Genomic DNA, 15555 nt, shown 5'->3' with positions numbered 1-15555 from the left:
TTCAGCGGCAATCAACGGATATCGATCTTGGTGCCCAGGGCGAAGGCGCCAAAGGTGGCGTCCCATCCCTGGCCGATCGCGGGGTCGTCGGCATTGGCTGGCCGGATGGCATAACGGCCGTCGTTGCCAAGGCGGCTGTCGGCGTCGGGCAAGGCCAGCCACATCTCCTTCGTTCCCACCGCCACATCGGCCGGCAGGGTGATAGTCAGGGTCTCGGTGGCTTCGGCGCCCGGCAGCCAGCGCCGGGCATCGGCGCCACGCGCTTCGATGCGACGCAAGGCGCCGGAGACCGGATCGCGCAGGACAACTTGGATCGGGCGCGGATTGTAAAGCCGCGCCCAGCCGGAATTGCGCACTACGATCTGCAAGGTCAGATCGCTCCCGCGCGTGGCGGCGGTGGGATGGCTGACGCTGACCAGGCCGAGCCGATAGCCCATGCTGCGCCGGACCTCGGCCATGCAGCCTTCCTTTGTCCAGTTGTCGTGGAACAGGCGGCGGTAATAGCCGTCATTGAGATAGGTCAGGTTATAACGCGCGCCCTCGGCCAGAATATCGGCGCAGGCCGTGCGCGGCGTGGCGCCGGGATCGTCCGCCGGGTTGCAGGTTTCGCCACCGAAAGGCGCCAGGTCACCGAGTTGATCGAGATAGGCTTGCTGGCCGGCGCGCGCAGCGGCATCTTCGTCAAAGGTGCCGACATCGGTCTGGCTGGCCAGGAAGCAGTCGTTGTGAAAACCCAGGCGAAAAGCGCCTGTGACCGCCTTATCGAGCGCCGGCAGGCCGGGCGTCCAGTCCTGCAGATAGGGCGGATAGCGGAACTGGATAAAGCGCGTCGCCGGCACGGCATCGAGCAGCGCGTCCCGGATCCGGGTGCGGTTGTCGGGCGTCGTCAGATTGTTGGACGAGGTGTGCCATTCGCCCCAGGCGCCGATAAAGCCGGCCTGGACGACGCTGATCACATCGGCATTGCGACTGAACACCGGCTTGAGCTGGAGGAGGTGTCCCTTCACTCGCGCCAGCGGCGCGTCCTGGGCGTCGCGGTATTCGGTCTCGCCGCGCGGATAGTTATAGGTCGCCCGCACGATCAGCTTGACACCACCGGCGCGCGCCGTCGCAAAGGCGGCCTCAAGCCGGTCCAGATAGGCGGCCGGAATATCGGCGTCGCGATAGCGTTCGAGATTGATGCGGACATACATCAGCCGGAAACCGGCCGCATAGGCTTCCGCGACGCTGGCGGCGGTAAGCTGATCGAAGTCGGACTGGGCCGCGCGGTAGAAGCCGCGCTCCGGATTGGCGAAATCGGCATCGCTAGGTTTGAAAACGGCGATAACGGCGGCCGAGGACGATGGGGGCGTACCTTCGGACGCGGCCGAATGCGCCGTTCCCGACCCGCCGCCACAGGCGACAAGGCTCAAGCCCAGCACAGATGAAAGGGCGATGAAGCGCGGTTTCGCTTTGGACACTGACTTGGTCATGCCCTCTCCTGCTTTATGATTGCCCCCCGGCTTAATATTGTGACGTCGAAAATTCCCCCTACCGTCCGCTTCGCGTCCACCTTCCCCGGCCTCGGCGGCAGTCAAAACGGGGAAAGAAAATGCAAGCTAAGCTCCACTCGTTCCTTCCCCGTTTACGGGGAAGGTGGCATTTGCGGAGCAAATGACGGAAGGGGGACTTGGTTTCGAACGAACTCTAGAACCGGTAGCTGACACCCAGCTTGACCGAAGCGCCGTAGCGGTAATAACCCTGCGGCAGCAAGGGATTTCCGTTGATGCTGTAGGTCTGCGCTTCGTCGAGCAGGTTCTGGCCTTCGAGCGACACTTCCAGGCGATCATTGATCTTGTACGAAGCGTGCGCCGTCACCCAGGTGATCGGGTCGGCGACCTCATTATAGCCTTCGCCCAGGACATTGATCGCCGTGACGAAGCCGTCAGTGTGGTCGCCGGTCAGGCGCAGCGAGATCGGCCCTTTTTCATAGACGGCGCTGAGAGAATAGACCGACGGCGCGATGCCTTCCAGCGGACGCTCCTGATCGCCGACCCAGCTCTTGGCCCAGTTGCGCGTATACTGTGCCTGGACGCCGAAGCCGTTTTCCAGGAAGTGCTGCAGACCGATTTCGACGCCATCGACCTTGGCGTGGTCGCCATTGATCGGGCGGCTGACGTTGAACAGATAGCCCGGTACGCCGATGTCCTGGCCCGGCTCCCAGCTCGTCGTGATCTGGTCCTTGATCTTCTTGGTGAAGACCGCGACGTTAAAGATCGAGTTGCGGGCGAAATACCATTCCAGCGAGGCGTCGAACTGGTCGGCCTGGTAAGGCTTCAGCTCGGCATTGCCGCCGTAGATCTGGGTGAACTCACCCCACGACACGCTTTCGGTCGTATTGGTCGGCGCCAGCATGTTGACCGACGGCCGCGCCATCGTCCGTGCGGCGCCCAGGCGCAGGCGCAGCTCCTCGGTGAAGCGGTAGTTCAGGTTGAACGACGGCAGCAGGTAGGTCTCTTCCGAGTCCTGCGTCACCTCGCTCGGGTCGTCATAGACGGCGGTATAGTTGAAGGCGCCGTTTTCGATGATCTCGAGGATCTTGGCGTCCCAGGCCTGGGCAGTCGTCTTGGTGTTGACGATGCGCAGGCCGACATTGCCGGTCCAGCGTTCGGCCGTCAGGTTGGCCTGGACGTAACCAGCCCAGGTTTTTTCCCCGACGCGGTAGCTTTGCAGCGGGTTCCATACGGGCGCCGCCTTCGCATAGTCGTAAGTGCCACCGCCCGGACGCGCCGTGCCGTTATAGGCGGCGAGGGCCTGCTGATAGGCTTCGATATCGAAGGCCAGGAAGGTGCGCGGGAAGTCGCCGCCGACCTCGCTCATGAAGTTCGGCAGGCTGAAGCTGTGCGAAACGACATTGCCGCCCAGGTCTTCGACATTGATGGCGTAATTGCCGGAATAGTAGTCCGCGCCGCCGGTCAGAGCATTGTTGACAAGATCGCGCGACTTCTTGCGGTCGGTCAGACTGACGCCGAACTGCACGCTGTCGAGCCAGCCGCGGCTGGTCGTCCACCGGCCGTCGAACGACGCGCCGTTGATTTCATCATCGATATTGTCGCCGGCCAGCGAGAAGTAGTGCGTATTGAAATCGGCATCGCCGAACTCGCCGTTGGCCAGGCCTGAGGCCAGGTCGCGGCCGTCATCGAAGTCGACGGTGACGTTCGGCACCCGGTCGCCGGTCAGTTCGATGTGCGCGGTATTGGGCTGGTTCATGCGCAGGACGACATAGCTGTCCTGTCCGCCAGAATGGCGCTTGGAGGTCGAACGATATAGGTCGCCCGTCAGGGTCAGGGTATCCGACGCATGCCATTGCGCATTGACGCCGAACAGCTGCGTTTCGACGACGCGGTAGGAGGTCTGGTTGAGCAACTCCGGGTTCATCCGCATTTCGGGATCGGGATTGTCCATGTCGAAGCTGGTGACGATACCGTCCTCGATGACCATGTTCGACCAGCGGCCGGGGGCGAAAAGCGGATAGAAGGACTGCTGATAGCCCACTTCCGGCGAGTCGAGCTTGGTCGACAGGCCGTCGAACACCAGGCGGAAATCGTCGGACGGACGCCATTCCAGCTTGCCGGTAAAGGCGGTCCGCTCCTTCTTTTCCAGGATCGAGCCGACGCGGAACTGGCCCGGGCCGATCAGGCCGTATTCGTCTTCGTCCAACACGCCGTTGCCGTTCGGATCGATGGAACCGCCCCAGGCATTGCCCCACAGCCAGCTTTCGTCGGTCGGATCGGCGTTGCGCGTCCAGCCGCCATCGTTGCCGGCAATGTCGCTGCGGTCGTCGCGCTGTTCGAGCACGACCCCCAGCAGCACGCCCCACGTGTCACCGGCAAAGGTGTTGCTGTAGACGCCCGAGAACTTCTTGCCGTCCAGCTCCGACATCAGGTTGCGGTCGGCTTCGAAACGCAAGCTGCCGTGCGCGCCGCGCTTGTCGAACGGGCTGGCCGAACGCAGGTTGACCAGGCCGCCAATGGCGCCTTCGGTCAGCGAGGCTTCGGCGCCCTTGACGACGTCGGCGCCGCTGATGACATCGGACGGCAGCACGTCATAGGCGAAATCGCGGCCGGCGCCGTCGGTGGCGAGGATGCGGCCGTTGAAGGTCGACAGGGTATATTCCGGTCCCAGACCTCGCACGCTGACCGTCCGGCCTTCGCCGCCGGCGCCGCGCGAAATCGAAACACCGGTGATGTGCGCCAGGGAGTCAGCGACATTGTCATCCGGAAAGGTGCCGAGTTCGAGCGCGCTGATCGAATCGGTGACCGTAGTGGCGTTGCGCTTGGTCCGGATGGCGCGGGCGGAGCTGCCGCGGACGCCGACGATGACGACCTCTTCGCTTTCGACCGGAGCCGGCGCGGGATCCTGAGCGAACGCGGCGCTCGCGGTCAGAAGGGCGGCCGCTCCGGCGCCGGCAAGCGCCACGGCGCGAAAAGACTGACGACGGTACATTTGCAAATCCCCATTTTCATGTTGAACGACCAAATCAGCCTTCGTTTGGAACCGAAACCATCGAACAACGTTTCGATTTCTAATCAGACCTTATGAAAAGGGTAACACCAGCTTCAAAAAACTGTCAAATCGAAACTTAACGAAAGATCGGAGAAAGTTCGCGGCGCAGGCTGATTACGCGGTGGTGACGCGAAAATGGCACATGTGCCTTCTACCCTGCCGGCGCTTGGGAGCGACACCGCTATCTAGATCGGTATGATTTTAAGTGGAAACATCATACCGATCTAAGCTTTTGTTTTGTCGCGATATTTAAAGCGAAAACCGCTTACACTTTTCGCCATATCGCTCTAAAACGAAAGAAAAGCGATTATCCACCGGAGTCCTGCGCGGCGATGCAAAGGCCAGTCAAGCCTTCGGCGGTCCCGATGAATCCGGACCGCCGAAGGTAAGGTGTATTGGAATGGATCAAAAACGAATTATGCAGCGCCGCGGCGTCTGGAGGCGGAGGCCATGGCGCTTGCGCCGGCCCGGTCCGCGCCCTGCCCTGTTCCAGTCTCGGCGATATCCCGCTCCGCGAATTCGAACCAGTCGAAATAGGCCGGACACATCTGACCTGAAGTGTCCTGGCACGCCATCCCGACAAAGGTTCCCGTGAAGCTGGGATGTCCCGCCAAGGTCGCTTCGTCCGACAGGCTGGTCGCGTCGAAGACCTCGTCGAGTTCAGTCCAGGCACCTGCCTCCTGAACGCGGTAACCGAAGATCAGATGTCTGCCATCTGATCTCACTCGCAGTTCCACCGGGCCATCGGGAAGCGGGTGGATATTCGAGAGCTTTTCCGGACAAAGCGGGTTCGGCAAGGCGGACATCACACGAAGATGGCGTCCTAAGGCGGCATCGAAGCTGATATAGCAGTAGTGAAACTTGGTGGCGTTGTAATAGCAGACGAGGCCCGCCGACTGCTGGAAACTGCTTGGCTCGAAGTCCAGAACCGTCGCGGCCTCGTAACAGGCCGAGGTCTGGCGCCGGCCGACCAGGCTTTGCTCAAAATGACTGCCGATCGTCTCGCGTCCGAACAGGGTCAGATGCCCCGGACGCGCGGACAGACTGAAGAGGACGTCGGGATAAGGCGTGCGTAGCCATTGGAATTCGACGGCCAGCTCGCCGCCTTCAAAATCATACCGCTGAGCGGGTGCGCGCCGGCTGGCGGCGGCCGCGCTCACCGGGTTGTCCGGCCGCAGGAGCGGCAAAGAGGGCGCAATCCACCCGTCGGCGGTCCAGTGAACAGGCTGGATGGCCGTTTCGCGGCCGAGCACGCAGGCCTGCGTCCCGGCAACGGGACGGCCACAGAGATAGGCAATGAGCCAGGTTCCGTCCTCGGCTTCGACGAGGTCGCCGTGCCCTGCCCTTTGCAGCGGAATGTCCGGCCGGCCACGGCTGGTGAGAATGGGACCATAGGGGCAGACCTCGTATGGCCCTTGGAGGTCGCGCGACCGCGCCAGGGTAACGGCGTGCTCCCACCCCGTCCCGCCTTCGGCGACGACCAGGTAATACCAGCCGTCGCGGCGATAAAGATGCGGGCCTTCGGTGTAACCAAGCTCGGTGCCTTCGAAGATCAGCCTGGGTTCACCGGTCAGGATTTGGCGTTCGGTATCGTACGGCTGCAGCAGGATACCGGCGAAGCGGTTATTACCGCTGCGGTGATCCCACAGCAGGTTGAGCAGATAGCTCTGGCCGTCCTCATCGTGGAACAATGACGGATCGAAACCGCTGCTGTTTAGGTAGACCGGATCAGACCACTCTCCCGTTATCGAGTCTGCGGTGACGACATAGTTGTGAAAATCCCGAAGCGATGTGCCCTGGGCCCCATATTCTGTTGTCCGGCCGTATCGTCTGACCAGCGAATAGGTCAGGTAGAATTGTCCCTTGGCGTGGCTGAGGCACGGCGCCCACACGCCACAACTGTCCGGAATGCCGCGAAGGTCGAGTTGCGAGGGGCGCCGAAGCGGCCGGGAAACCAACCGCCAGTTCACCAGGTCGGTGGAATGATGGATCTGGACGCCGGGGAACCACTCAAAGGTGGAAGTGGCTATATAGTAGTCACTGCCGACGCGAATGATCGACGGGTCCGGATTAAAGCCGGGAAGTACAGGATTAGGAATCACGCTTGACCTCAGAAACCATGTCGCTCGGGCGGACGAGGAACCACAGCAGAGCCGCGCCCAGCAGGTCGATGCCGCCCAGGATAATAAAGAAGGGAGTGTAGCCGGTCGTCGCAACCAGAGTGCCGATCGCCACCGAAAACAGCAGCGCGCCCAGATTGGCCGCCGTCCCGGCCATACCGGCCACGGTCGCGACCTCGCTTTGGCGGAACAGGTCGGACGACATGGTGATGACGGTCACCGAAAGCGTCTGGTGCGCGAAGGCGCCCAGGCACAGGAGCGCAATGGCGGCATAGGGACTTTGAACGGCCCCGACGAAGACGACCCCCGTCATCATCACCGCGCCGACCGTGAAGGTGAAACGGCGCGCATTGATCAGCGAGATACCGAATTTCTGGAACACACCGACCAGGAAGGGCCCGAACAGGCAGCCGATATCGGCGGCGACAAACGGCAGCCACGCGAAAAGGGCGATCTGTTTCAGGTCGAAGCCACGCACCTGGGTCAGATAGAGCGGCAGCCAGAAGACCAGGGTGCTCCAGGTCGGGTCGGCCAGGAAGCGCGGTATGGCGATGCCCCAGAAGTTGCGCTGCTTGAGGATCTTCCACATCGAAGGACGCTCGGACGAAGCGGCCAGGTGCTTTTCCTGTCCTTCGTGGATGTATGTGCGCTCGGTCTCCTTGAGCGCGGGATGCTCCTTGGGCGACCGGTAGTTCATCAGCCACAGTATGGCCCAGGCGACACCAAAGGCGCCGGTGATGACAAAGGCAGACTGCCAGCTGTAATAGAGAATGCAGAAGGCCACGAGCGGCGGGGCCAGCATCGAACCAACCGAGGCGCCGATATTGTAGAGGCCGCTGGCGAAGCCGCGTTCCTTGGCCGGAAACCACTCGGAAACGACCTTAAGGCCGCCCGGCTGGGCCGTCCCCTCGGCGAACCCCTGCAGGCCGCGCAGGACGGCCAGGGTCTGCCAGTTGCCAGCCAGGGCGTGCGCCATGGTGATCAGACCCCAGGCCAGCGCGAACAGGAACATGCCCATCTTGAGGCGAATAACGTCGAGGATATAGCCCGCAATGGGTTGCAGCATGATGCCAAACTGAAAGACGCCGGTAATGACGCCGTAGTCCTTCTCGGTCATCTTCATGCTGGTCATGAGCGTCGGCGCGGCGACGCTGAGCGTGCTGCGGGTCAGGTAATTGAGTATGGTGCCGACTGTCAGCAGGAGAATAATGCCCCACCTCACGCCACCGCTTTTGAAAAACACCATAAGAAATCTCGCTGACCCGATACGGAACCAGAGCGATATGCCAAAAAGTTTGCAGCGGCTTTTGGCCTATCGCGACAAAACGAAAGAGTGCGCCCCCTTCAGGGAAAAAGGGGGCTTGTGCGACACACACACCAGGGAGACGGGAAGGCTCGTTACCCACGCACCCTTCATGAACAGTGCCGGAAATTACACGGGGGACGGTAATTGCCGGATGGCTGCCCAGGAGAACACCCTGTCCGCCGCCGCCAGTGCGGCGGCAGACAGGAACACTGATTAGTAGCTGATCCGCACACCGACACGGTAGAAGCGGCCCAGGATATCGTAAAGCGCCGGGTTGATATCCAGACCGGTATTGGTCTGGGGCGAAGCCTCCGGCTCGACATTGAACAGGTTGTCGATCTTGAAGTAAGCCTGGACGCCCGGACGGATGTTGTAGGAGCCGGCGACGTCGACATAGGTCGCGCCGTCCATGTGGTTATTGTCCAGCGTCGGATTGTTCGACGTCGATACCGGACAACCCGATGAGCAAACCACGTATTGATTGCCGATCACGCCGTCGCTGAACCAGCGTTCCTGAAGGGTCAGGCTGTACTTGTCCGTCGAATAGGTCTGGACAAACAACGCCTTCCAGTCCGGCGTGGCGCCGGAGTTCTGGCCGGCCGTCTGTTGCGCGATCGTGCCGGGCAAGCCCGGAAGGGTAGTGAAGTCGCGAACATTGGTCGCCATGGCGCGTAAGACCAGATTGCCATCCAAACCAAAGGGCTTCGAATGCTGATAGCTGACTTCGTAATCGACGCCGCTGGTCTTGATCGAGGCGGCGTTGATGTTGCCGACGTTGACGTAAGGATTCGGCCCGGTCAGGTCGAACGTATTACAGGCCGCAGGCACCGAACCGTCGAAGCAGTACTGCACCAGCTGGGTCGCGTTCGGTCCGGCTGCGATCGCGTCCTCCAGCTCGATGCTGTAGTAGTCGATCGAGGCGTTGAAGCCCGGCAACCATTCTGGATTGGCCAGGACGACGCCGAACGAAAAGTTCTGCGCCAGCTCCGGCTTGAGACCCGGGTTGGAGCCCTGGTTCTGCGAAATGGTCAGCGTGGTGTTGGTGAAGGGGTTGGTGAAGTTCGGCATGTTCGTCGACGTCGTCGGGCCGAACAGGTCGTTCAGGTTCGGCGCGCGCACGTCCTGCGACCGGACGGTGCGCAGGCGGATGCCGTCCAGCGGGGTATCCCAGGTCAAGCCGACCTTCCAGGCCTCAACGCTGCCCGAGGTGCTGTAGTTGGTCGCACGGCCGGCGGTGTTGAGGTTGACCTGGCCCAAGGCCTCGCTGTTGAGCAGCGGCACATTGAACTCGAGGAAGGCTTCGGCGACCGTATAGCTGCCGCGGCCGTTGCGATAGTTGCCGGCGTACCAGTTGCCCCCGCCGGTGCTGAGCGCCGGATCGGCCGGGTACTCGGCGCTGTAGGGCGTGGTGGTGCCGTTGCCGTACGGATCGGCGACGGCGCGATAGGCTTCGCGGCGATATTCCGCACCGAACGCCATCGATACCGGACCGGCCCACAGCGAGAAGGGCTCGCCAGAAATGCCGAAGCTGGCGACGTCCTGCGTCTGGATGGTGTGCTGATAGGCGCCAACCGCCGGCTGGAGATACGCAATGGCCGAGGCGCTGGGCGTCTGGTTGCCGATGACATTGATCGGCTGACAGCCATTGGCGCGCGCCACCGGGTCACGGCAGACGATGGCGCCGTTAAGCTCGATGGCGTCGATGGCCGCCGTGAAGCGCGCCTTGAGCAGCAGGTTGTGGACGCTGATGTCCGACTTTTCCTTGCCGTGCTGATAGTAGGCGTCGTAGTTCCAGTTGGTGCCGAACAGGTCGAACTTGCCGTTGGCGCCCAGGACGAAACGCTCCTGCGTGCGTTCGGTGTCGACGCGGATGAACGGCAGGAAGGGCGTGACCGTCCCCAGCCTGAAGTTGGAGATGCCGTTGTTCGTGCACTGCGTCTTGATCGACTGGGGCACGTAGGGGTTCGCACACTGGATGGTCAGCCCGGCCTGGGTAAAGCCCGGGTTAGGCTGGTTATGCGTGTCGACCTTGGCCAGGTTGACGGTGAAGAAAAGCTCGTGATTGTCATTCAGGCTGAACGAGGTGCGGTTATAGAAGTTCGAGCGGATGATGCCCGACTGCAGCGTCGCCCCGATGCCGACATTGGCCGAGGTGTCGCCGCCGATACAGAACCCAACATAGCAACCCGCGACCGTCCCGCCTGCGTCCTTGCCCGGCACGCCGGCCGGGCCGCCCAGGCCGTTCGAGCCATAGACGAAGTTATAGGGGTTACCGTTCTGGTCGAAGGCGATACCCTGCAGCGGACCGGCGGTGATCAGGCCGTACTTGCCATATGTGATCGATTGGGCGTGGTCCAGGTTGCGGAACTGCGGCGAACCGTTGTTCGTGATGCCGGTATTGACCAGGGTCGATGAGCGATACCAGTCGCGGCCATTGGCCGGCCGTTCGCCAAAATCGCCGGGGCCGACGCCCTCTTCGCGATGATATTCCAGGGCGAAGGCCGTATGCACTCTGTCGTCGAAGAAGCCCCGGCCGAACGCGACCTGGGCGACACCCGTCCTGTCGTCGCCATAGGTGGTCTCACCCAGGGCGAAATTGGCCTTGAAGCCCTTGAAGCGCGTGTCCGTGACGAAGTTGACCACGCCGCCGACAGCGTCGGAACCCCATGAGGCGGAGGCGCCGCCGTTGACCACGTCCACGCGCTTGATCAGCAGTTGCGGGAACAGGCTGATGTCGGCCGCGCCAGTGCCGATATTGGCCGGAACGACGCGCTGGCCGTCGAGCAAGGTCAGGGTGCGGCTGACGCCCAGGCCGCGCAGCGCAAACGAGCTCAGGCCCTGCTGGCCGCTCGAGGTCGAGAAGGTATTGGTTGTCGTGCCGCTGGAGCCTTGGAGCGACGGCAGTTGCGCGATCGTCGTGAAGACGTTCGGCTGGGCATTGTTGGCGATTTCCAGTTGCCCGATCGAGCTGGTCGGCGTTGGCGCCTTGAAGCCGCGCGTGGTGATGCGCGATGAGGTGATCACGACCACGCCGCTGTCTTCACCGGCGGGCTTGGTCGTTTCCTGGGCGACGGCGCAGAGCGGAAGGCTCATACCACACAAGATGGCGACGCCTGACACGCCGCGCAGGATATTTTTCAAACTTTTCATGTTTTCCCCTGTAGGAAATTCTCTTACTTGTTGCCAATCATCCCTAGGGCCGCAGATCAGCAATGCTCCGCCTTGCACGGAACACTTACGTATTCTGCGAGTACCAAGTTGTAAGTTGTCTATTTTATAGTTTCTTGTTCAGGACCATTGCACGGGGGTCAGCAATTCTGGCGAAGCCTGGGGCAAACTGAATATGGCCAGGCTTCGACTCATCAACTTCCCGGTCGATTAAGTCTGATGTTATATATGATGCATATTGCGTATATTCGTCAACAAGTTTCCACAGCGCCAGTACGTCAACGCGTAGCCCGCGCAATGAAATCAGCAAAATTCCAAAATATATATTTGATTATGTTATATAAATATATTCACGCCTTACCCTCATACGCCGTCGCCATAAAAAGCGCACGCTAAAATTCATCAGTCTAAACGCATTAAACGGTCTGCTTATTTAAATCAAAAATAGGAATTTGCCGGCAAAGATAGCCTGCGCGCCATCGAGTTCGTTTGCTCACCGAGGCGGTTCACGTTATCTATGAAGGGACAAACCATTGGAGCCATTCAGCTTGACCTTTTACGGACGTTCATGAGCAAGGCGCAAAAACGGCGACAGGTCGTAACCTGGGACAGCGATGCCGGCGAAGGCCAGGCCCCGGCCGGCAGGAGTGCGGCGCGGCTTCACGATTTGCTGGCCCAGAAGCTGGCGGCCGAAATTATCTCCGGGCGCAGGCTGCCTGGGGACGTCCTCCCCACGGAACTGGACATGTCGATTTCGCTCGGCATATCGCGAACGGCCGTACGCGAAGCCATGCGCATCCTGACGTCAAAAGGCCTGGTCGAGCCGCGGCCCAAACGGGGAACCTGCGTCACCGACAAAACGGCCTGGAACCTGCTGGATCCCGATGTCATTGGATGGATGTTCGCGAACGAACCCGATGACCGGCTGGTCCGCAACCTGTTCGAACTGCGGCTGATCATCGAGCCTGCGGCCGCGGCCCTGGCGGCCCTGAGGCGGAATGTTACGCACCTGGCTCAGATGTTCCGGGCGCTTGAGATCATGGACCGCGACACCCTGTTCACGGAATCGGGGCAACAGGCGGACAAGGACTTTCACGCGGCGCTTCTGGCGGCGGCTGACAACGATCAACTAGCCTCCCTGAACGCATCGATTGGCGCATCCGTCGCCCTGTCAACGCGATACAAGATCGAACACGACGTACTTGGCTCCGATCCGGTCGCCGCCCACAGGGCCGTCTATGACGCCATTGCGCACGGAGACCCCGCCGAGGCGCGCTGGTGCATGGAATCGCTCATTCGGCAGGCCTCGAAGGACATTGTCAAAAGACGGGATCCGTCGAACTGAATTGTGGATGTTCGCCGGACAGGACGCCAGGCTTGAAGCCGAACGATATCTCGTGATTGAGACAAGATTAAAGAGTGAGGTGACGTTATGCCGCCCCACTCTCTTCTCTCACCGGCTTTGCAATTACCGGATTCAGGCGGGTCCGAGCCCGAAACGGTCAGGCTTCAAAGCCGGGACGCCCTGCTGTCCGTAAATATAACCTACATCTTGTAGTTCACACCGACGAAGAACCGCCGACCGTTCTTGTAGAAGGCCGTTGGCGCCTCTGCGAACGAGCTGAACGAGTAGTAGGTCTGGTCCAGAAGGTTCTGGCCGTTGGCGTAGATCGAAAGGTTGTCGTTGATCTTGAAGCTCGCCGACAGGTCGACCTGCTCGTAGGAGTCCGTGAAGTCCTTTGAGTTACGACGCCCGATACCCGTGAAATATTGGGAGCGATAGTTGTAGCTCAGACGAACCTGCCATGGCCCTTGCTCATAGTAGGGAATGATGTTGATGTTGTCGCGCGACAGGTATGGCATGTTATAGGCCGTCGTGCCGGTGTCAGCATCCGCGAACGTATAGTTCGCGATGATGCCGAACCCGTAGGCAATGTCCTTCTGAGCCTGCAGGGCAAAACCGGTAACCGTTGCGTCCTGGGCGTTGAACGGCGAACTGAAGGAATAGGTCGCGTTGGCGCCCGTCAGCCGGTTGAAGAAGACTTTGTCCTGGGTATCCTGGACCACGTAGGAGCTGATCTTGCGGTGGAAGAATTCCGCCGCGAACAGGCCGGATTTACCGACGTACCATTCCACGGACCCTTCAAAGTTCAGGGACTCATAAGGTTTGAGATTGGCGTTGCCACCGCCGCCGGTCAGCGTACGATCATTCAGCTCGACCGTGCCGGCCAGCTGGCTGTAGCGCGGACGGGCGATCACCTTGGCGGCGCCGAACTTCAGCAGCACATTGTCGGACGCGTCATAGACGATGTTCGCGCTGGGCAGGAACTTGGTCTCCTTTTGCGTCACGGTCATGGGGGTGTAGGTGACGCCGCCGTCGGCCGTTTCCCAGTAGTTGGAAACGTCTTCGGTCGAAACCAGGCGCCCGCCGACATTGCCGTGCCAGTTGCCCTGGCGGAAATTGCCTTGCAAATATGCCGCGGCGATGTCTTCCTTGACGGTAAATTCCATGCCGTATTTCGGACCGTTGTAGCGGGTTACGCTGGCATCGATCACGTCGAAAATGCCGGCCTGGGTCAACCCCAGGTACTGCATTGCATTGCCGCTTCCGCCCATGTCGGCCCAGAGTCCGTCCGGAGTGTTCTCCGAAGCGAAATCGCTAAGGTACAGGGTCTTGTTGGCGAAATAGTCCCAGCCTTCGGCATCGAGCGAGTTTTCGTGCTTGGTCAGCTTGGCCCCGAACATGACGGTTTCGAAGACGCCCTCCAGGCTACGCTTGAAATCGATCTGTCCGTACGTCTCCTTGTCAGTCGTACGGCTTCGCTCCATGCCCCCCATCTGGACGTAATTCGCCGTCACGCCGTTGATCGTGCTGGGTGTCGTCGACGGCGTACGCGCAAGAGCCTTAGCCGTCGTCGGCGCGGTATCGTAGTTGATGTTCGTGCTGTCCGACGTGAACCCGAATGTAAAGCCCGAGTTGAAATCGAAGCTGATCATCCGTTCAGGTTCTTTGCCGCCCGTGGCCTGAGTCCAGCCGACATTGCCGCTGATCTTCCAGTCCCCCGCCTGCCACTTGCCGGCGAGATTGATACTGTCCGTCTTCACGACAGTGCTGCGCAGGATGGCATCGTACTGCGTAAGCGAGCCGGTACCGGCGGCCTTTGCCGGAATATAGGCCCCGCTGATCAAACCGTTGGCTACCGTAAAGTTCTGGGCATTGGCGCTGTTCCAGACCGGAACCGCATACATGGACTGATTATAGTTGGTGTAGTCGCCTTCGATATGCAGGGCCGACAGATCGAACTCGGTGTCGTCGCTAGGCTTCCACTGTACGGCCGCACTGAGCCCCTTGCGTTCGCGCGTCTGGTCAAAATAGGCCCAGTTGAAGCAGCAGGGCACATTCGCCGCCGCCAGTTGCGTATAGGACGCCACCGTCGGCGCCGCCCCGTTGATATTGGGGCCACTCACAGCCGTAATGTTACCCGAAGAATCGGTCGTGGTCGTAAAGGCGCTGTTGAAGGCGCCGGCGCCCATATAGCCGAAGTATTCGATGCCGGCGCGATGCAGTTGCTGTTTGTCGTAGGTCGCCGCGACCAGCACGCCGAAATTCCGGTTGCTGTTGCGCCAGCTGTAAAGCGCCGAACCGCGTATATCGCCCTTTTCCGAACGGTCATTGTAGCTGTACCCCAGGGAACCGGCCACCGTGCCAGCCTTCAGGTCGAGGGGTTTACGCGTTTCGAGAATGACCGTGCCGCCGAGAGAACCTTCGTCGATCCAAGGTTCCGGGTTCTTATAGACCTTCAGCTGGCCGACGATTTCAGGCGCCATCAGCGAATAGTTGAATGTGCGGCTGGTCGGATCGTTCGGGTTGCCGCCCCAGTCGGCCGATGCGATCGAATGGCCGTCGACCAGGATCCTGTTCAATGCCGGATCCGTTCCGTGAATCGATACCTTTTCACCTTCGCCAAAATTGCGGTCCACGCTGACACCCGGAAGGTGTGACAGTGACTCGGCGATGTTGGTGTCAGGGAATTTACTTACGTCTTCCGCCGAAATCGCATCGACGATGGCGTCGGTCCGCTTTTTCAACTGCGCCGCTTTTTGAAGGCTTCCGCGGATACCTATGACCACGACGTCCTGGCTGTCATCCACATTGTCCTGCGCGAAGGCAGAACAGGATAGCATGGCACCGGCGATCGCAGTGCTCATCAATATCGAACGCTTCAATTTCATGTTTTTCCCTTTTCCCGACAGATTGTTCTTGAGGCGCGCACATCCTAATGGGCTGAAAAGTCCAGCTTTTCGGGTCTGTACCAAGGCATTGAGCCGCCGCTGATGGACATTGGTCAACATCAATTAATTAATTTGTTTTATTATTTTAGACCAACAACAAGACCAATTTTTACGGTTGTCATA

The 15555-nt window shown here is 60.5% G+C and carries 7 protein-coding genes; 1 reads left to right on the top strand and 6 read right to left on the bottom strand.

The window, feature by feature from the left end:
* Nucleotides 1–11: 11 nt before the first annotated feature.
* From J2X24_RS20865 to J2X24_RS20845, 5 genes are all read right to left on the bottom strand, one after another.
* Nucleotides 12–1472 (bottom strand): DUF4832 domain-containing protein, encoded by a 1461-nt coding sequence (locus J2X24_RS20865; protein WP_209725766.1) that lies wholly within the window; start codon nucleotides 1470–1472, stop codon nucleotides 12–14.
* A 214-nt stretch (nucleotides 1473–1686) separates the two neighbouring features.
* Nucleotides 1687–4485, bottom strand: coding sequence for a TonB-dependent receptor (locus J2X24_RS20860; RefSeq protein ID WP_209725764.1), 2799 nt, complete (start codon nucleotides 4483–4485; stop codon nucleotides 1687–1689).
* A 476-nt stretch (nucleotides 4486–4961) separates the two neighbouring features.
* A complete protein-coding gene (locus J2X24_RS20855; RefSeq protein ID WP_209725762.1) occupies nucleotides 4962–6647 on the bottom strand; it encodes a glycoside hydrolase family 43 protein in 1686 nt (561 codons plus the stop codon).
* Nucleotides 6637–7911 (bottom strand): MFS transporter, encoded by a 1275-nt coding sequence (locus J2X24_RS20850; protein ID WP_209725760.1) that lies wholly within the window; start codon nucleotides 7909–7911, stop codon nucleotides 6637–6639. The genes J2X24_RS20855 and J2X24_RS20850 overlap by 11 nt, the downstream gene beginning before the upstream one ends.
* A 273-nt stretch (nucleotides 7912–8184) precedes the next feature.
* On the bottom strand, nucleotides 8185–11121 hold the full coding sequence (locus tag J2X24_RS20845) for a TonB-dependent receptor plug domain-containing protein (protein ID WP_209725758.1): 2937 nt from the start codon (nucleotides 11119–11121) through the stop codon (nucleotides 8185–8187).
* Nucleotides 11122–11707: 586 nt separating this feature from the next.
* On the opposite strand from J2X24_RS20845, the gene J2X24_RS20840 reads away from it, so the two are divergent.
* Complete coding sequence (locus J2X24_RS20840; RefSeq protein ID WP_209725748.1) at nucleotides 11708–12484, top strand: FadR/GntR family transcriptional regulator; 777 nt, start codon at nucleotides 11708–11710, stop codon at nucleotides 12482–12484.
* Between the two features lie 200 nt (nucleotides 12485–12684).
* On the opposite strand, the gene J2X24_RS20835 is transcribed toward J2X24_RS20840, so the two are convergent.
* Nucleotides 12685–15372, bottom strand: a complete 2688-nt coding sequence (locus tag J2X24_RS20835) for a TonB-dependent receptor (protein WP_209725746.1) — start codon at nucleotides 15370–15372, stop codon at nucleotides 12685–12687.
* Nucleotides 15373–15555: the final 183 nt, after the last annotated feature.

The organism is Asticcacaulis solisilvae, from assembly GCF_017875235.1.
GTDB lineage: Bacteria > Pseudomonadota > Alphaproteobacteria > Caulobacterales > Caulobacteraceae > Asticcacaulis > Asticcacaulis solisilvae_A.
Note: the sequence above shows the minus strand (reverse complement) of the source record. Positions and strands in the feature narration are given on the sequence as shown.